At 66.2% G+C, this 15,633-nt stretch carries 15 protein-coding genes and 9 tRNA genes; 11 read left to right on the forward strand and 13 right to left on the reverse strand.

Annotated elements, in window-relative coordinates; all coding sequences use genetic code 11:
• Positions 1 to 270: 270 nt before the first annotated feature.
• A tRNA-Leu gene (locus tag ACPEH8_RS16425) sits at positions 271 to 357 on the reverse strand.
• Positions 358 to 482: 125 nt separating this feature from the next.
• On the opposite strand from ACPEH8_RS16425, the gene ACPEH8_RS16430 reads away from it, so the two are divergent.
• Positions 483 to 863, forward strand: coding sequence for a response regulator (locus ACPEH8_RS16430; RefSeq protein ID WP_017357138.1), 381 nt, complete (start codon positions 483 to 485; stop codon positions 861 to 863).
• Between the two features lie 19 nt (positions 864 to 882).
• Here the strand turns inward: ACPEH8_RS16430 and ACPEH8_RS16435 are convergent, their stop codons facing one another.
• Entirely contained in the window at positions 883 to 1,839 is a 957-nt protein-coding gene (locus tag ACPEH8_RS16435; protein WP_423667520.1) for an SOS response-associated peptidase family protein, read from the reverse strand.
• A gap of 105 nt (positions 1,840 to 1,944) precedes the next feature.
• On the opposite strand from ACPEH8_RS16435, the gene ACPEH8_RS16440 reads away from it, so the two are divergent.
• A complete protein-coding gene (locus ACPEH8_RS16440; protein WP_423667522.1) occupies positions 1,945 to 2,361 on the forward strand; it encodes a GNAT family N-acetyltransferase in 417 nt (138 codons plus the stop codon).
• A 62-nt stretch (positions 2,362 to 2,423) separates the two neighbouring features.
• Here ACPEH8_RS16440 and ACPEH8_RS16445 read toward each other — a convergent pair.
• From ACPEH8_RS16445 to ACPEH8_RS16485, 9 genes are all read right to left on the reverse strand, one after another.
• Positions 2,424 to 2,499, reverse strand: a tRNA-Glu gene (locus ACPEH8_RS16445).
• Positions 2,500 to 2,547: 48 nt separating this feature from the next.
• A tRNA-Ala gene (locus ACPEH8_RS16450) sits at positions 2,548 to 2,623 on the reverse strand.
• A 109-nt stretch (positions 2,624 to 2,732) separates the two neighbouring features.
• Positions 2,733 to 2,808, reverse strand: a tRNA-Glu gene (locus tag ACPEH8_RS16455).
• Positions 2,809 to 2,856: 48 nt separating this feature from the next.
• Positions 2,857 to 2,932 (reverse strand) — tRNA-Ala (locus tag ACPEH8_RS16460).
• A 124-nt stretch (positions 2,933 to 3,056) separates the two neighbouring features.
• Positions 3,057 to 3,132, reverse strand: a tRNA-Glu gene (locus ACPEH8_RS16465).
• A gap of 50 nt (positions 3,133 to 3,182) precedes the next feature.
• Positions 3,183 to 3,258, reverse strand: a tRNA-Ala gene (locus ACPEH8_RS16470).
• A 144-nt stretch (positions 3,259 to 3,402) separates the two neighbouring features.
• A tRNA-Glu gene (locus ACPEH8_RS16475) sits at positions 3,403 to 3,478 on the reverse strand.
• A 52-nt stretch (positions 3,479 to 3,530) separates the two neighbouring features.
• Positions 3,531 to 3,606: transfer RNA gene (locus ACPEH8_RS16480), tRNA-Ala, on the reverse strand.
• A 148-nt stretch (positions 3,607 to 3,754) separates the two neighbouring features.
• Positions 3,755 to 4,153 (reverse strand): heavy metal-responsive transcriptional regulator, encoded by a 399-nt coding sequence (locus ACPEH8_RS16485; RefSeq protein WP_136006959.1) that lies wholly within the window; start codon positions 4,151 to 4,153, stop codon positions 3,755 to 3,757.
• Between the two features lie 227 nt (positions 4,154 to 4,380).
• Between ACPEH8_RS16485 and ACPEH8_RS16490 the strand changes: the two genes are divergently transcribed.
• The 7 genes from ACPEH8_RS16490 to ACPEH8_RS16520 all read left to right on the forward strand — a co-directional run bounded on the left by ACPEH8_RS16490 (position 4,381) and on the right by ACPEH8_RS16520 (position 13,618).
• Positions 4,381 to 5,445: a GlxA family transcriptional regulator gene (locus tag ACPEH8_RS16490; RefSeq protein WP_136006956.1), complete on the forward strand. Its 1,065-nt coding sequence runs from the start codon at positions 4,381 to 4,383 to the stop codon at positions 5,443 to 5,445.
• A 75-nt stretch (positions 5,446 to 5,520) separates the two neighbouring features.
• Positions 5,521 to 6,324 (forward strand): TlpA family protein disulfide reductase, encoded by an 804-nt coding sequence (locus ACPEH8_RS16495; RefSeq protein ID WP_017357142.1) that lies wholly within the window; start codon positions 5,521 to 5,523, stop codon positions 6,322 to 6,324.
• A gap of 39 nt (positions 6,325 to 6,363) precedes the next feature.
• Positions 6,364 to 7,182, forward strand: coding sequence for a thiol:disulfide interchange protein DsbG (gene dsbG, locus ACPEH8_RS16500; protein WP_026070942.1), 819 nt, complete (start codon positions 6,364 to 6,366; stop codon positions 7,180 to 7,182).
• A 360-nt stretch (positions 7,183 to 7,542) separates the two neighbouring features.
• Entirely contained in the window at positions 7,543 to 8,976 is a 1,434-nt protein-coding gene (locus ACPEH8_RS16505) for a DcaP family trimeric outer membrane transporter (protein WP_017357144.1), read from the forward strand.
• A gap of 51 nt (positions 8,977 to 9,027) precedes the next feature.
• A complete protein-coding gene (gene adiC, locus ACPEH8_RS16510; RefSeq protein WP_017357145.1) occupies positions 9,028 to 10,377 on the forward strand; it encodes an arginine/agmatine antiporter in 1,350 nt (449 codons plus the stop codon).
• 21 nt (positions 10,378 to 10,398) lie between these two features.
• Positions 10,399 to 12,687, forward strand: coding sequence for an Orn/Lys/Arg decarboxylase N-terminal domain-containing protein (locus tag ACPEH8_RS16515; protein WP_017357146.1), 2,289 nt, complete (start codon positions 10,399 to 10,401; stop codon positions 12,685 to 12,687).
• Positions 12,688 to 12,715: 28 nt separating this feature from the next.
• Positions 12,716 to 13,618, forward strand: a complete 903-nt coding sequence (locus ACPEH8_RS16520) for a cation diffusion facilitator family transporter (RefSeq protein ID WP_017357147.1) — start codon at positions 12,716 to 12,718, stop codon at positions 13,616 to 13,618.
• Between the two features lie 22 nt (positions 13,619 to 13,640).
• Here the strand turns inward: ACPEH8_RS16520 and ACPEH8_RS16525 are convergent, their stop codons facing one another.
• On the reverse strand, positions 13,641 to 14,024 hold the full coding sequence (locus ACPEH8_RS16525; protein WP_017357148.1) for a hypothetical protein: 384 nt from the start codon (positions 14,022 to 14,024) through the stop codon (positions 13,641 to 13,643).
• Positions 14,025 to 14,163: 139 nt separating this feature from the next.
• Here ACPEH8_RS16525 and ACPEH8_RS16530 point away from each other — a divergent pair, with 139 nt between their 5' ends.
• Both ACPEH8_RS16530 and map read left to right on the forward strand, forming a co-directional pair.
• Positions 14,164 to 14,376 (forward strand): ParD-like family protein, encoded by a 213-nt coding sequence (locus ACPEH8_RS16530; protein WP_017357149.1) that lies wholly within the window; start codon positions 14,164 to 14,166, stop codon positions 14,374 to 14,376.
• Entirely contained in the window at positions 14,373 to 15,173 is an 801-nt protein-coding gene (gene map / locus ACPEH8_RS16535) for a type I methionyl aminopeptidase (RefSeq protein WP_423667525.1), read from the forward strand. The genes ACPEH8_RS16530 and map overlap by 4 nt, the downstream gene beginning before the upstream one ends.
• 6 nt (positions 15,174 to 15,179) lie before the next feature.
• Here the strand turns inward: map and ACPEH8_RS16540 are convergent, their stop codons facing one another.
• Entirely contained in the window at positions 15,180 to 15,551 is a 372-nt protein-coding gene (locus ACPEH8_RS16540; protein ID WP_017357151.1) for a hypothetical protein, read from the reverse strand.
• Positions 15,552 to 15,633 lie beyond the last annotated feature (82 nt).

Consider the following 15,633-nt stretch of genomic DNA (forward strand, 5'->3'; position numbering starts at 1 on the left):
CTGGGATACGCCTGCATCCAACGGACGGGCGTACGCGGTTGCAACAGGGATGGATGTGGGCGGCCATGCTGGCGCTGGCCGAACGACTGCGCGCTGGCCATCGCCTGGCGTGAGATCGTGCCGGCGCAGGGCCGGCCGAAGTGCGCGCCAGAGCAGGGTCCAGCGCTGCCGGGTGCACCCAGCCACCGCTGCATGGGTCGACTGGCGTAAACGAAAAACCCCGCCAAAGCGGGGTTTCATCTCCGATGATTGCGGAGCGTATCGTTCCATTGGTGCCGAAGGTGGGACTCGAACCCACACGCTTTTAAGGGCGGCGGATTTTGAGTCCGCTGCGTCTACCGATTCCGCCACTTCGGCTGGCTGGCCGCGTAGTGTATACAAAACCTGCGGCGGTGGGGAGACCTGAACGCTTCAGTGTGACGGCGGCCTTCATCGGGTTGGGACGCTATAATCACCGCGCTGAACCATACAGGGAGCCGGGGATGAGCGCGCTGCAGGATCTACGGGTGCTGGTGGTGGAGAACGACGAGATGAGTGCGGCCCTGCTGCAGATGCAGCTGGTGCAGTCCGGGGCGGTCGTCGTGGGGTTGGCGGCCTCGGTGTCCGAGGCATTGCACCTCCTGGGCGAGACCGCACCGCAGGTCGCGCTGCTCGATTACCGTCTGGCCAACAACGAAACCAGTGAGGCGGTGGCCGAAGGACTTTCCGCACGTGGCATTCCGTTTGTTCTGGCGACCGGCATGGCGCCGGATCATCTGCCGGCGACGTTCCGCAGCGGTGTCGTGCTCAGCAAGCCGTATCTCACCGCGGAACTGACGGCCGCACTCGAGCGTGCCCGCCAAGGCGATTCAGTCGCCGGCTGATGCCGCGACAGAGGGCGTGTCAGGCCGCTTCCTGACAGACAAGATCAACCGGTTCGCGGTCGTCGAGAATGCGGTACTGCGCGGCCAGATCGGCCGGGTCAGGATTGAGCCACGCGTCCAGGTGTTCCGGGCGGATCGGCACGATGCAGCGGTCATGCCCGGCTGCGGCTACCGCCACCGGCGGTTCGTCGGTGATCGCCGCGAACGACAGCAGCCGGCCTTCCGGCCCGTCCCATTCCGACCACAGGCAGGCCACCAGCAGGTCGCGTGCGGGCTGCGGGCGGAATTCCAGGACCACGTTCTGCGCGCGCTCGCCAGGTGCCAACGCGCGGTGTTCGAGTGCATGGCGCGGAACGTGCTCATAGAACGACTGCACCACCACGACGCCGTGTCGATGACCGAACGCGGGCTTCCAGTACCCACCGAGGCTGTCGCGGCGCGCATTGTAGGTGCCCGGGTAGAGCACGTCGTTGCGGGCCGGCACATCCGGCAGCCGGCATTGGTAGCGCATCGGCTTGATCACGCGCTGGCCGCCCTCGGAAACGATCACCGGCGCGTATACGCCCGGAAAGATGCGGCTGTCGCGCGGCAGCAGCCCGGTGCGGTGCAGGTCGTCCAGGCGCGCCTGCGCGCGCTCGATCCGGTTGCCGGCGATACGTAGTTCGTTGCGTGCCTTCTGCGAAGGGCGTGCGGCGAGCTGGCTTTCAGCCGATGCCAGGCGTGCGGACTGCAGCCGGATCTCCTCGTCGAGTGCGCGCATTTCCTCGGCATGCCACTGCTGGATCTTTGCCACGATGTCCTGCCCCTGCGGCGTGCGTGCGCCGGCGAACCCGTCATCCATCGCCTTGGGCGTTTTGGGCCGTGGCTTGCCAGGATCGTGCGCATAGAGCTGCGCGAACGCCTCCAGCGACATGATCGCGCCGTACTCACGGACAAGCCTGGTGTAATCGGCACGGATCTGGGCGGAGTAGCACATGGCGGCAGGGGCGGCGGGCAGGGGGAACAGGATAGGACGCGTGGGTCTCACCGGGTGCGCATGGCCTGCGTCATGCTACAGGCCCGTTCACTCCGAGAAAGCCCCATGCCCCTGCCTGCCAGCCTGCAGCTCTACCCCGTGCCGCCCACTGTCGAGGAGTACCGCCAGCTGCGCGTGCTCGCCGGCCTGAGCCCCAAATCACTGGAGGCAGCCACGCTGGGCCTGCCCAACACGGTGTTCGGGGTGAGCATCCGCCACGGCGAACGGTTGGTGGCGATGGGCAGGCTGGTCGGCGACCGCGGCTGCTTCCTGCAGGTGGTGGACATTGCGGTGGTTCCCGACCGCCAGGGGCAGGGACTGGGCAAGGCGGTGATGGGCGCGCTGGATGTCTGGCTGCGCGCGAACGCGGTCGGTGCTTACGTAAGTCTGATCGCCGATGGCCAGGCGCATCGGCTGTACGCGCAGTTCGGTTTTGCCCAGACCGCGCCGAAGTCGGTGGGCATGGCCAAGGTGGTGGGCTGACCACGCAGAGAAAGAAGCGCCAACAAAAAGCCCCGACCGGAGTCAGGGCTGTTTGTTGAAGCTGGCGTCCCCACGGGGATTCGAACCCCGGTCGCCACCGTGAAAGGGTGATGTCCTAGGCCTCTAGACGATGGGGACGCGTTGAACCGGATTTTGCTTCTGTCGGACGGCCTGTGTCCGGAGAAGTGGTGGAGCCAGGCGGGATCGAACCGCCGACCTCCTGCATGCCATGCAGGCGCTCTCCCAGCTGAGCTATGGCCCCACGTTGATGCTGCTAGCCGCCTATCATAGCGGCGCTTTTGCTGGATGGGAAGCTTTTTCTGGGGCACCAACAAAAAGCCCCGACCGAAGTCAGGGCTGTCTGTTGAAGCTGGCGTCCCCACGGGGATTCGAACCCCGGTCGCCACCGTGAAAGGGTGATGTCCTAGGCCTCTAGACGATGGGGACGCGTTGAACCGGATTTTGCTTATGCCGGACGGCCTGTGTCCGGAGAAGTGGTGGAGCCAGGCGGGATCGAACCGCCGACCTCCTGCATGCCATGCAGGCGCTCTCCCAGCTGAGCTATGGCCCCACGTTGTACCGCGAGCCGCCTAGTATACCTGCGTGTTCACGTTTGTGGAAGACCACATTCGAAGCCCGCAGGGGGCGGTGAATAAAAAGACCCGGCGTGCCGGGCCTCGGTATTCGTTGATGAGTGGCGTCCCCACGGGGATTCGAACCCCGGTCGCCACCGTGAAAGGGTGATGTCCTAGGCCTCTAGACGATGGGGACGCATGAACTCATCAATGTTTTCAGCGCTCCTGACGGCCTAATGTCCGGAGTGGTGGAGCCAGGCGGGATCGAACCGCCGACCTCCTGCATGCCATGCAGGCGCTCTCCCAGCTGAGCTATGGCCCCACGATGCTGGAGGCGGAATTCTACGCGTGTGCGTTGCATTCGCCAAGTCTTTTCTCTGACACAACCCTGAAAAAAACCGGGTCGGGACAGTGACCGTGTCAAACAAAACGCCCCGGCCAAGACCGGGGCGTTCTGCGTTTCAATTGGCGTCCCCACGGGGATTCGAACCCCGGTCGCCACCGTGAAAGGGTGATGTCCTAGGCCTCTAGACGATGGGGACGCACGAAAACCGAATTTTTCCCACGTTGCTTCAATCGGCCTAATGATTGAAGTGGTGGAGCCAGGCGGGATCGAACCGCCGACCTCCTGCATGCCATGCAGGCGCTCTCCCAGCTGAGCTATGGCCCCACGTCGTGAGGAGCGAAATCATAGCGACGGCGTTTTCGATTGGCAAGAGAAAACTGCACGAAATTTCTCATCCATTGCCTCAACTGCATTCACGCGGCCGCGTCGATAACGCGATACGTGACCTGTGTCGTGCACAACGGCAGCGTGGCTATCGGTGCGGTGCTGTCAACGCGGCCAGGATCGGGCACTCGCCGCGTTCGCCGTGGCCGGGGCACGCATCCACCAGCTGCTTCAGTGCACCGTGCATGCGCTGCAGTTCGCCGATGCGCTGTTGGATGTCCTGCAGTTTCTGCACGGCGGTACTGCGGACCTGCGCCATGTCCTGTCCATGCTGGTCGCTGAGCGACAGCAGTTCGCCGATTTCCTCCAGGCTGAAACCCAGCGCCTTGGCGCGACGGATGAACTGCAGCCGCGTCAGATCGTCTTCGCTGAAGACCCGGTAGCCCCCGGCGCTGCGGCGCGCGGTCGGCAGCAGGTGCTGCCGCTCGTAGTAGCGCACGGTGTCGATGGGCACGCCGGCCTGGCGCGCGAGCTGTCCAATGTTCATGACCACCTCGGAAGAAGATCGCCCTCATTGTGAACCCTGGAGCCGGGTCGAGGGTCAAGGGTCTGGCCGTTGGGCGGCCCTGTGCAAGGTTGGCTGCAAAGATGCAATTAGTTTCATGGATGGCCCTCGAGGCCGTCCGTAACCTCCAGCGAACTGTTGATCGGGCGTGCGCGCAGGCGCCTCCCGGCCCCCCCCCATGACGGGTAACGCTGCTGGAGCTAGGTCGCATGAACACCTCGTTGAACTCCCTTCCGCCGCGGCGCAAGCCGGCTGCGCCAACGCTGATGGAAGTGGCCGTGGTCGAGTACGCCGGCAGCATCCGCGGCGCTGCGACGGTGCTTTCCGAGCTCGCGCAGCTCTCCAACCGGGTTGCGGCGGCCAGTCGGCGGCCCGGCGCGCGCATGCTCGTCACCCGCTGGACCCTGTGCCCACGCGGCGGCGGAATGCAGCGCATGGCCGGTGCCACACTGTTCGGCGAAGCATTGCCGGCGGTCGTGGTGCTGCCCGGCAACGAGCCGGGCTGGGCGATGTCGGTCGCCGGCGAGGCGCTGCTGGCATGGCTGCGTGACTGCCATGACGCCGGCAGCCTGCTGGCCGGGTGCGAGGAGGGCGCGCTGCTGCTGGCCCGTGCCGGCGTCCTGGCCGGGCGGCCGGTGCGGCTGCCCAGCCTGGACCGCTGTGCCGCGTTGAAGGCGGTTGTGCCCAGCTGGCTGCCGAGCGAGCGCACGCTGGTGGACGATGGCGACCTGCTCACCGCCGCCGGCACCGATGCCTGGAAGTACCTGAGCCTGCGTCTGCTCGCCCGGGTGTACGGGCACAGCGTGATGTCGTCTGTGTCCCAGCAGCTGCAACTGGTGATTCCGCGGACCGTGCAGGATGATCTGGAACGCTTCAGCCCGAACTTCGCGCACGGCGACCGCTGCATCCTTAAAGCGCAGCGCTGGTTGCACGGCATCGCTGCGCGTGGAGTGAGCTTGCAGGACATCTGCGATTCGGCGGGATTGGAGCCGCGCACCCTCCAGCGCCGTTTCCTGCGTGCGACCGGGATGCGGCCCATCGAGTACTGCCAGCGGCTGCGCATCGCCAAAGCGCAGATGCTGTTCCAGGCGGGCGGGGCGATCGACGAAGTCTCCTGCCACGTGGGCTACTCAGACCAGAGCGCCTTCCGACGGCTGTTCCTGCGCATCGTCGGGACGACACCGGCGCGCTATCGGCGTCAGATCGTCAGCCAGCGTCGCGAGCGTGCCGCGGCAACTACGGTGCGCGCGGTGGAGAGCATGCGTGCGGCATGACGTGCGGCGCTGCGGCTTGATCGCAGCGGTGCATGCTGGGACCATGCGGGAAGGCCCGATACCGAAAGCGAAACGATGATAAGCAGTGTCGGCCCGGTGCCGTTGGTGGTGGTGTGGGTGCTTGTTGCGATGGGTGTGGCGATGCTGGTGGCGCGCATGGTGCGTGCCGAGCCGAAAGAAAAGGCGCCCACGCCGCGCAGTGTATTGTTCGACATGCTGCTGATCGGCCTGCTGGCCGGCCGACTCGGGTTCATCCTGCGCTACTGGACCGACTACCGCCACGATGGCTGGGCTGTGTTGCGCCTGGGTGATGGGGGGTTCCTGCCTTGGGTGGCCATCCTGGTCGGCCTGGGCTGGGGCGCATGGCGCCTGCGGCGCTGGCCGCATCTGCGCCGCTCCGTGGCGGCCGGCGCGTTGGCCGGCGTGCTGTGCTGGGCCGCGCTGTCGCTGGGCAGTGGCTGGCTGCAGCGCGATCGCATCGCGCTGCCCACACTTGCACTCACCCGTCTGGACGGGGTGCCCGACACGCTGGGCGGCGCACACGCGCAGCCGACGATCGTCAATCTCTGGGCCACCTGGTGCGGACCGTGCCGGCGCGAGATGCCGGTGCTGGCCCGTGCCCAGCAACGCCATTCCGACCTGCGCTTTGTGTTCGCCAACCAGGGCGAGACCGCTGAAGAGGTTCAGGCCTTCCTCACGGCCGAAAGGCTGTCGCTGCACAATGTGCTGCTGGACGAGCCCATGCACGCTGCCGCGGCGCTGCATGTACAGGCGTATCCGACTACCCTGTTCTTCGATCGTGACGGGCGGCTGCAGGAGGTGCACCTGGGGGAACTCAGTGCCGCCAGTCTGGAATCCAAGCTCGCGCGGCTGCGATAGCCGCGCGGGTTCTTCTGTCTTTCAATTCCGGGAGTTGCCATGCTGTCCACATCCTTCCCTGCGCTGGGTACTGTATTGAGCGCCGCGCTGCTGTTGAGCCTGTCCGGCTGCAGCCAGGCCCAGGCACCGAAGGCACCCACCGCCACCGCCGGCAAGACGGGCGAGCGGCCGGCCGTGCTCAAGAGCATCGAACAGCAGGGTTTCGAGGTGATGGGCGAGTTCGACGCGCCCGGTGGCCTGCGCGGGTTCGCAGGGGTGGTCGGCGGGCAGCAGCCGGCCGCGGCGTACGTCACTGCCGATGGCAAGCACGTACTGGTCGGCAGCCTGTTCGACGCGCAGGGCAAGGATATCGGTACCGAGCCGGTCGAGCGTCTGGTGGCCGCGCCGATGTCCGCGCGGCAGTGGGCCAAGCTCGATGCCAGCGCCTGGGTGCGCGATGGCCGCGCCGACGCGCCGCGGGTGGTGTACACCTTCAGCGACGCCAACTGCCCGTACTGCCATCGCTTCTGGGAAGCGGCGCGGCCGTGGGTCGACAGTGGCAAGGTGCAGCTGCGCCATGTGATGGTCGGCGTGATCCGCGAGGACAGCCCGGCCAAGGCGGCGGCGATCCTCACCGCGCCGAACCCAAGTGCGGCGCTGCTGGAGAACGAGCATCGATTTGACCAGGGCGGCATCAAGCCAGCGGCGAATCTCACCGCGGAGGTGGCCAACAAGCTCGATGCCAACCAGGTGTTGATGATCGAGATGGGTTTCCAGGGCACGCCGGGCATTCTGTTCAAGGACGACAAGGGCATGCTGCAGCGTCGTGCCGGCATGCCGCAGGGCCAGGACATGGACGTGGTGATGGGCCCGCGCTGAGTCGCGCCAGGCCCACTGCGTATCGCGCGCCGGTGCAATGCCGGCGCGCCGGACCGCCGCGCCGTGGTATCGCCGGCGCCGGTTGATCTGGATCAAGGTAAAAAATCCGGCGCGCACTAGTCTGTAGCGCATGCGGTATTCCTCAGACGTTTTGCGTGCTGTGCGTCGCACGGCGCGACTGTCATCGACGCGTCGGCAACCATTCACGAGCTCCTCACCCAGCGGCTGGTACTCAAGCCGCTGGCATTCGTGCCGAACGCGACACGCGATCCGGGATGAGGAGGGAATCCCGCGCCGGACCCTGCTTCGTCGCCTGGCGACGTCGACGGGCAGCACTGTCTGTGATTCATGGAGGACGCAATGCGCCTGGGTGTGTTGACGTTGGCAGGTACGCTCGCGCTGGTGGCTGTCCCGGCCCACGCACAGGATTCGGCCGAGACGCTGCGCCAGGAGATCCGGTCGCTGCGGCAGACGCTGGACGCGATGGAAAAGCGCCTGAATGCGATCGAGTCGGCGCCGACCCCGGCGGCCCCCGCCGCAGTGACATCCTCACGTGTGGTGCCTGACGCAGGCACGGTGGCTTCGTTGCCCGCGCCGACCGGCGGCGCAACGCATGTCCCCGGCAGCGGGCAGGCGATTCTGCCGCAGCGCGATTCGGTGGCCGATCCGTCCAGTGCCGCCTCGCGCCCGGACAGTGCGGCCGGACCGACGGACCCCGATCTGAAAGGCTTCTTCGCGGTACCAGGCACCGATACGCTGATCCGCATTGGCGGCTACGCCAAACTGGATGCGATCGCCGATGCGCGTGCGGCCGGTGACCAGGAACAGTTTGTCACCTCGTCCATCCCGGTGGGCAGCGCGCACCGCGATGTGTCCAACTTCACGCTGCACGCCAAGCAGACCCGTTTCAGCTTCGAAGCACGGCGACCCACCACGCACGGCAATCTGCGCTTCTACCTGGAGAACGACTTCTTCGGCAGCAGCGACAGCTACCAGTTCCGGCTGCGCCACGCCTACGGCCAGCTGGGCAACACCTACGCCGGGTATGGCTATTCCACCTTCATGGACGCCGACAGCCTGCCCGATACCCTCGATTTCGCCGGGCCGGGTGGCGCGGGCTATCTGCTGGTAGCCGGTATCCACCACAGCATCGCGATGGGCAAGGGCAATACCCTGACCGTGGCCGCCGAAGACCCGGACACACAGCTCAGCGCGCCGGCAGAGGGGATGATGGCGGTGGACCGGCTGCCCGATGTCACCGTCACCGCCCGCATGGAGCGCGACTGGGGCCATCTGCAGCTCGGCGCGGTGGCGCGCAGCCTGGGCTACGACGGCGATGACGGCGATGGGCGTCGTTTCGGCGGTGGCGTGCAGTTGAGCGGATCGGCGTCGGTGGGCGAGCAGGATCTGCTGCTGTTCGGTGCATTGGGCGGCAAAGGCCTGGGACGCTATACCGCCGACCTCACCGGGTCGGGCATGGACGCCGTGGTCACCGCCGATGGCCGCCTGGAGGCGCTGTCGCTCTATGGCGGCTTCGTCGGCTATACGCACTACTGGACCCCGCTGTGGCGGTCGAACCTGATCTATGGCCAGCTCACCAGCGGTCGCAATGACGCGCTGGCGGCCGACGCCTTCCGGCAGAGCCGCTACGGGGTCTTCAACCTGCTGTGGAGCCCGGCTCCGTCATGGACGATGGGCATGGAGCTGCTGTACGGCCAACTGGAACAGCAGAACGGACAACGCGCGGACACGGTGCGGCTGCAGGGCAGCCTGCAATACAACTTCATCAAGTAAACCCTCATGCCCGGCGCGACCGGGCCCATGCCTGGCAAAGGAGAAACCGTCATGGCAGAAGCGAAGAAAATCGGGGTGGTCGGCGCCACCTTCCTGGTGGCCGGCAACATGATGGGTTCGGGGGTGTTCCTGCTGCCCTCCAGCCTGGCCAAGATCGGCACGGCGTCGATCTGGGGCTGGCTGATCACCACCGCCGGCGCGCTGCTGCTGGCGTTCGTGTTCGCCAAACTCGGCAAGCTGGCGCCCAAGGCCGGCGGTCCGTACGCCTACGCGCGCGACTGGTTCGGCCCGTACATGGGCTTCCAGACCAACACCATCTACTGGTTTGCCAACTGGATCGGCAATGTGGCCATTCCGATTGCGGCGGTAGGCTACTTCAGCTATTTCTTCCCGATCCTGTCCGAGCCGTTGCCGCGTTGCATCGCGGTACTCGCACTGGTGTGGGCGCTGAGCTTTGCCAACGTGATCGGGCCGTCCTTTGTCAGCCGGTTGCAGACCGTGACCACCAGTTTCGCGCTGGTGCCGATTCTGGGCATCGCGATCTTCGGCTGGTTCTTCTTCGATCCGGCCATTTTCAAGGGCGCCTACAATGTGTCGGGTGAGTCCAACTTCGGCGCGGTGTCCAGCGCGGCGGCGTTGACGCTGTGGGCGTTCATCGGCGTGGAGTCGGCGTCGGTCACCGCCGGCGTGGTGGAGAACCCGGAAAAGAACGTTGCCCGCGCCACGCTGGCCGGCGTGTTCCTGGCGGCGGTGGCCTATATCGCCAGCTCGTCGGTGATCATGGGCATGGTGCCCAACGGCGAACTGCAGGTGTCCGACGCGCCGTTCGCGCTGGCCGCAGCCAACGCGGTGGGCGGGTGGGGCGGTGCGGCGGTGAGCCTGTGCGCCTTCATCGGCGCGGCCGGTTCGCTCGGCGGTTGGATCCTGCTGACCGCGCAGAGCGCAAAGGCGGCATCGGACGATGGCCTGTTCCCCCGTATCTTCAGCCGGACCAACAAGGATGACGTACCGGTCAAGGGCGTGCTGATCGTGGCAGTGCTGATGACCCTGGCGGTGCTGGTGACCTCCACTTCGGCCACCGCATCGGCACAGTTCGATGTGATCACCTCCGCTGCCGTCGTGCTGACCCTGCTGCCTTACATCTATTCCTGCGTGGCCTGCTATTTCGTGGTCGAGCGCTCGCACACGCTGGTCCATACCGGCGCGTTCTGGGCGCTGACCAGCATTACCGTCGTGTACTGCCTGTGGGCGATCTTCGGCTCGTCGGGCAGCATCGTGCAGTACGCCTTCCTGTTCGTGCTGTTCATCACCGTGTTCTATCCGTTCTTCAGCGAGGAGCGCCGCCGCCAGCGCGGCCAGCTGCCGGCGCTGGACGCGGTGAGCAACCCCAGGATTTCGTGACATTGCCCCAGGAGAATGCCTGTGTACTTCAAGTCGCTTGATTACCCCATCATCGTCATCGACGACGATTACGAGTCTCCACGCATCGGTGGCATCCTGATCCGCGCGCTGGTTGACGAGCTGCGCAAGAACGACCAGCGCGTGCTGTGCGGCCTGACCCTGGCCGATGCACAGGCCGGTGCGCGCACGTATGTGGCCGCTTCGGCGGTGCTGATTTCCATTGACGGTACCGAGGACAAGCCCGAGCAGTTCCAGCGGCTGCTCGGCTTCCTGCGCGAGCAGAGCGCGCGGCGCGGCAACCTGCCGGTGTTCCTGTATGGCGAGCGGCGCACCATCGAGAAGGTACCCAGCAAGCTGCTCAAGTATGTGCACGGCTACGTGTTCCTGTTCGAGGACACCAAGAGCTTCATCTCGCGGCAGGTGATGCGCGCGGCCGAAGATTACATGCAGAATCTGCTGCCGCCGTTCTTCAAGGCGCTGATCCACCACGCCGCCGAGTCGAACTACTCCTGGCACACGCCAGGCCATGCCGGTGGCGTGGCCTTCACCAAGTCGCCGGTGGGTCGGGCCTTCCACCAGTTCTATGGTGAGAACACCCTGCGCAGCGATCTGTCGATCTCGGTTCCCGAACTGGGTTCGCTGCTCGATCACAGCGGCCCGATCAAGGCCGCAGAGAACGAGGCCGCGCGCAACTTCGGCGCCGACCACACGTTCTTCGTCACCAATGGCACCTCTACCGCGAACAAGATCGTCTGGCACGGTACCGTTGGCCGGGGCGACGTGGTGTTCGTGGACCGCAACTGCCACAAGTCGTTGCTGCACTCGCTGATCATGACCGGTGGCATCCCGGTCTATTTCACCCCCAGCCGCAATGCGCACGGCATCATCGGGCCGATCAGCCTGGACCAGTTCACGCCTGAAGCGCTGCAGCAGTCGATTGCCGCCAACCCGCTGGCGAGCAAGGCCTACAAGGCCGGCTCCAAGCCGCGCATCGCGGTGGTTACCAATTCCACCTACGACGGGCTGTGCTACAACGCCGAGAAGATTGCCGAGGAGATCGGCAGCGCGGTGGACTTCCTGCATTTCGATGAGGCCTGGTACGCCTATGCGGCGTTCCATCCGTTCTACGAGAACCATTACGGCATGGCCAAGGGCAAGCCGCGCGAGCAGGATGCGATCATTTTCACCACGCATTCCACGCACAAGCTGCTGGCTGCCTTCTCACAGGCGTCAATGATCCATGTCCGCAATGCGGCCAGCCGCGAACTCGACGCCGAGCGCTTCAACGAAGCGTTCATGATGCACACCACCACCAGCCCGCATTACGGGGTGATTGCCGCATGCGACGTGGCCTCGAAGATGATGGAAGGGGCGGCCGGCGAGTCCCTGGTGCAGGAAATGCACGATGAGGCCATCGCCTTCCGGCGCGCCATGCTGCACGTGCGAGAAGACCTCGGTCGCGACGACTGGTGGTTCAGTGTGTGGCAGCCGGACAAGCTGGAGCGTTCGTTGGCCAAGGGCGACGCCCCGGCGCCGATGGTGGCCAAGCGCGAGGAGTGGTATCTGCAGCCTGGCGCGCACTGGCACGGCTTCGATGGCCTGGTCGAGGACTATGTGCTGATCGACCCGATCAAGGTGACGTTGCTGACCCCCGGGTTGTCGATGGACGGCGAAATGGGGCAGCGCGGCATTCCGGCCGCGGTGCTGAGCAAGTTCCTGTGGACGCGCGGCATTACGGTGGAGAAGACCAACCTGTACTCGGTGCTGTTCCTGTTCTCGATGGGCATCACCAAGGGCAAGTGGAGCACGCTGGTGACCGAACTGATGGCGTTCAAGGAGCTCTACGACAGCAATGCGCCGCTCAGCCGCGCCCTGCCGCAGTTGGTCGCCGACTACCCGCAGGCGTACGCGGGCTGGGGACTGCGCGACCTGTGCCAGGCGTTGCATGCCTTCAATGGCGAGTTCGCCGTGCCACAGGTGATGCGCGAGATGTACGTGGACCTGCCCGAGCCGGTGCTGACGCCGGCCGAGGCCTACGACCACCTGGTGCGCGGGCAGATCGAGCGGGTCGATATCGAGGCGATCAGCGGCCGCATCGCCGGCACCATGCTGGTGCCGTACCCGCCGGGCATCCCGACGATCATGCCGGGTGAGCGTTTCGGTGCCACCGACGAGCCGATCATCCAGTCGCTGCGCATCGCCCGCGAACAGAATGCGCGATTCCCGGGCTTCGAGTCGGACGTGCACGGGCTTATCATCGATCGTGACGGTGATACGCCGAGCTACAAGGTGGAGGTGCTGAAGGTCTGACGCCCGCGCGACGGACCCTCGGCAAGCGATGGATACAGCACGCGAGCAGCGGGTCCTCAAACTCTCCATCGGGATGACGATGGCCGTCAGCGCCGTCGGCTTCGGCGGTGGCCTGCTGGTGGGATCGCAGGCCATCCTGTTCGACGGGGTCTACAGCCTGGTGGATGTGGCGCTGACGCTGGTGGCACTGTCGGTGCTGCGGCTGGTGGCGCGGGAGGAAAGCCCGCGCTTCCAGTACGGCTACTGGCACCTGGAGCCGATGGTGGAGGCCCTCGGCGGGGCGATCCTGTCGCTGGCATGCATTTACGCACTGGCCAATGCGGTGATCGGCGTGACCACCGGCGGCCACGAGGTGAAAGCCGGGCCTGCCCTGGTGTGGGCGGCCGTGCTGTGCGTGAGCAACCTGGGCATGGCTGCGTTCGTGCGCACCCGGGCGATGCGGCTGCAGTCGGCGCTGTTGTGGCTGGACGTGCGCGCCTGGCTGCTGAGCGGCCTGATGAGCCTGGCCGTGGTGCTGGCGTTCGCGCTGGCGCTGCTGCTGCGCGGCGGTGACCATGCGCATTGGATTCCCTATCTGGACCCGCTGGTGCTGGCGGCGATCAGCCTGGCGGTGCTGCCGGTGCCGCTGCGCAGTGCCTGGAAGGCCATGCGCGAGGTGCTGCAGGTGGCGCCGGACACCCTGGACGCGCGCGTGCAGGCGGTGATGAAGGACTTCGTGGCCGAACACGGCTATCTGGATTTCACCAGCCACGTCGCCAAGATGGGGCGCATGCGGTTTGTCGAGATCCACATCCTGACCCATCCGGACACGGTCATCGGCACCATCGGCAGCGTGGACGCGCTGCGCGACGAGATCGCCGCGCGCCTGGACGCTCGCGGCAGCGAATTCTGGCTGACCATCGATTTCACCGCCGACCCGGCGTGGACCTGAAGGGGAGCGGGTACAGCGACTGCTACAGCCAGATCGAACGGCGCACGCTGACGTGGCTGATGCGGCCCTGGACGGTGTGATAGGTCACGTCCAATCCGCGCGTGAGCAAGGGGGATTCATCGACAGGCACCCTGCACACGAGGCGATCCGCCGACGGTGACCGGCAGCGGTAATAGAGGAAGTCGGTGGATGCCGGATCGGCCGGGCGGCCGCGCATGGTGCGGTTGAGGCCGGCCTCTATCGTTGCCGCAGGCACGGGAATGCCGGGCAGGTCCAGCCCGGCGCTGTGGGTGAGCGTGTCGATCGGGCTCACGCAGCCGCAGGCCGATGGCGAATAGCCGACCAGCGCCACGCCCGCCGCCAGCGCCGCCACGGCGGCCGATGACACCAGGAGCATCCTGCGCATTGCGTTCCTCCGTTCGGGGCGTTGCCGTCGGCGGCATCCTCGCACGGACCGGTGGCGGTGGCGACCGCATCGGCTGCGGTATTGCACGGCATATATGGAACATATATGTTGTATATCCTATTCGTATTGGAGCGCCTGTATGGGCATCGTCAACATCGACGACGCGCTGCACGACAACCTGCGCCGCGCCAGCGGCGTGTCCGGCCGCTCGATCAACGCCCAGGCCGGGTTCTGGATCCGTATCGGCATGCTGTGCGAGATGAACCCCGGCCTGAGCTATCAGGAGATCGTCAGCCGCGAGCTGCGCGCCGCCGGGGTCGATCCCGGCCTGCTGCCGGCGGTGCCGGCATGATCAAGACCCCCGACGAACAGCAGCGGATGCGCGAAGCGGGTCGGCTGCTGGCATCGGTGTTCGAGGCGCTGGACCGGTTGCCGCTGGAAGGCATGAGCACGCTGCAGGTCAACGACTGGGTGGAACACTTCATTGTTGACCGGCTGCACGCGCGCCCGGCCAGCAAGGGCCAGTACGGCTTCGCGTATGTGCTCAACAGCTCGATCGACAACGTGGTCTGCCACGGCGTGCCATCGGCTGCGGACGTGCTGCGTGCCGGCAGTATCGTCAACCTGGACATCACCCTGGAGAAAGGTGGGTACATCGCCGATTCCAGCAAGACCTATCTGATCGGCGAGGTGGACTACGCGGCTCGTCGGCTTGTGCGGGTGACCCGCGAGGCGATGTGGAAAGGCATCGGCGTGGTACGGCCGGGCGCGACGCTGGGCGATATCGGTTTTGCCATCCAACAGCACGCCAAGGCGCACGGCTACAGCGTGGTGCGCGAGTTCTGCGGCCACGGCATCGGGCGCGAGATGCATGAAGAGCCGCAGGTGCTGCACTACGGCCGCCGTGGCGACGGCCGGGCGCTGGAGGAAGGCATGGCCTTTACCATCGAACCGATGATCAACCAGGGCCGGGCGGGCATCGACATCAGCGAGGACGGCTGGACGGTGACCACGCGCGACGGCCGGTTGTCGGCCCAGGCCGAACACACTGTGCTGGTGACCGCCGACGGGGTAGAGGTGCTGACGTTGCGTAGCGACGAGCGGGACACGCTGGGACGATACGCCGGTCATCGCCCACTGCCACGCTGAGCACGCTCAGGGATCGCCGGCCGCGGCGCGGGCCTGGATGACCTTGTCGATGGTGAAGCCGGGCAGCATCGCGCGCATTTCCTCGATCATCGCCTGGCGGGAGGCCTCCGCATCGTCAACCGGGAGGCCTGCTTCCAGCGCGCGCCGGTAGGTATCCAGACCGGCCGCCTGCAGTGCGGCGTCGCAGTGCGAGGCCGCCGCCAGCGCGATCTCGGTGGCGCTGGCGGTGCTTCGATGGTGCTGCTGCGCGTAGCCGAAATGGCAGCCGAGCAGCGCTGTCAGCGGCAGGTCCTGCGCAGGTTCGGCGTGCTGTGCCTGTGCAAGGGCCGGTACGGTGCCCAACAGGGCGAGCAGTGCGATGCGGAGGCGGGGATGCATGGAGGGTTCCTGTCGAGGTGGGTCGTGGCGGGCGCGGTCAGGATGCACCCGGGCGATCGACCGGCGCCCAGTGTCCCATCCG

This window comes from Stenotrophomonas sp. NPDC077461, assembly GCF_049545475.1.
Lineage (GTDB): Bacteria > Pseudomonadota > Gammaproteobacteria > Xanthomonadales > Xanthomonadaceae > Stenotrophomonas > Stenotrophomonas nematodicola.

Bases quoted from the DNA above. Each gene is read 5' to 3' on its own strand.
- ACPEH8_RS16430 (WP_017357138.1), top strand. From the start codon at position 483: ATGAGCGCGCTGCAGGATCTACGGGTGCTGGTGGTGGAGAACGACGAG.
- ACPEH8_RS16435 (WP_423667520.1), bottom strand. From the start codon at position 1,839: ATGTGCTACTCCGCCCAGATCCGTGCCGATTACACCAGGCTTGTCCGT.
- ACPEH8_RS16440 (WP_423667522.1), top strand. From the start codon at position 1,945: ATGCCCCTGCCTGCCAGCCTGCAGCTCTACCCCGTGCCGCCCACTGTC.
- ACPEH8_RS16485 (WP_136006959.1), bottom strand. From the start codon at position 4,153: ATGAACATTGGACAGCTCGCGCGCCAGGCCGGCGTGCCCATCGACACC.
- ACPEH8_RS16490 (WP_136006956.1), top strand. From the start codon at position 4,381: ATGAACACCTCGTTGAACTCCCTTCCGCCGCGGCGCAAGCCGGCTGCG.
- ACPEH8_RS16495 (WP_017357142.1), top strand. From the start codon at position 5,521: ATGATAAGCAGTGTCGGCCCGGTGCCGTTGGTGGTGGTGTGGGTGCTT.
- dsbG (WP_026070942.1), top strand. From the start codon at position 6,364: ATGCTGTCCACATCCTTCCCTGCGCTGGGTACTGTATTGAGCGCCGCG.
- ACPEH8_RS16505 (WP_017357144.1), top strand. From the start codon at position 7,543: ATGCGCCTGGGTGTGTTGACGTTGGCAGGTACGCTCGCGCTGGTGGCT.
- adiC (WP_017357145.1), top strand. From the start codon at position 9,028: ATGGCAGAAGCGAAGAAAATCGGGGTGGTCGGCGCCACCTTCCTGGTG.
- ACPEH8_RS16520 (WP_017357147.1), top strand. From the start codon at position 12,716: ATGGATACAGCACGCGAGCAGCGGGTCCTCAAACTCTCCATCGGGATG.
- ACPEH8_RS16525 (WP_017357148.1), bottom strand. From the start codon at position 14,024: ATGCGCAGGATGCTCCTGGTGTCATCGGCCGCCGTGGCGGCGCTGGCG.
- ACPEH8_RS16530 (WP_017357149.1), top strand. From the start codon at position 14,164: ATGGGCATCGTCAACATCGACGACGCGCTGCACGACAACCTGCGCCGC.
- map (WP_423667525.1), top strand. From the start codon at position 14,373: ATGATCAAGACCCCCGACGAACAGCAGCGGATGCGCGAAGCGGGTCGG.
- ACPEH8_RS16540 (WP_017357151.1), bottom strand. From the start codon at position 15,551: ATGCATCCCCGCCTCCGCATCGCACTGCTCGCCCTGTTGGGCACCGTA.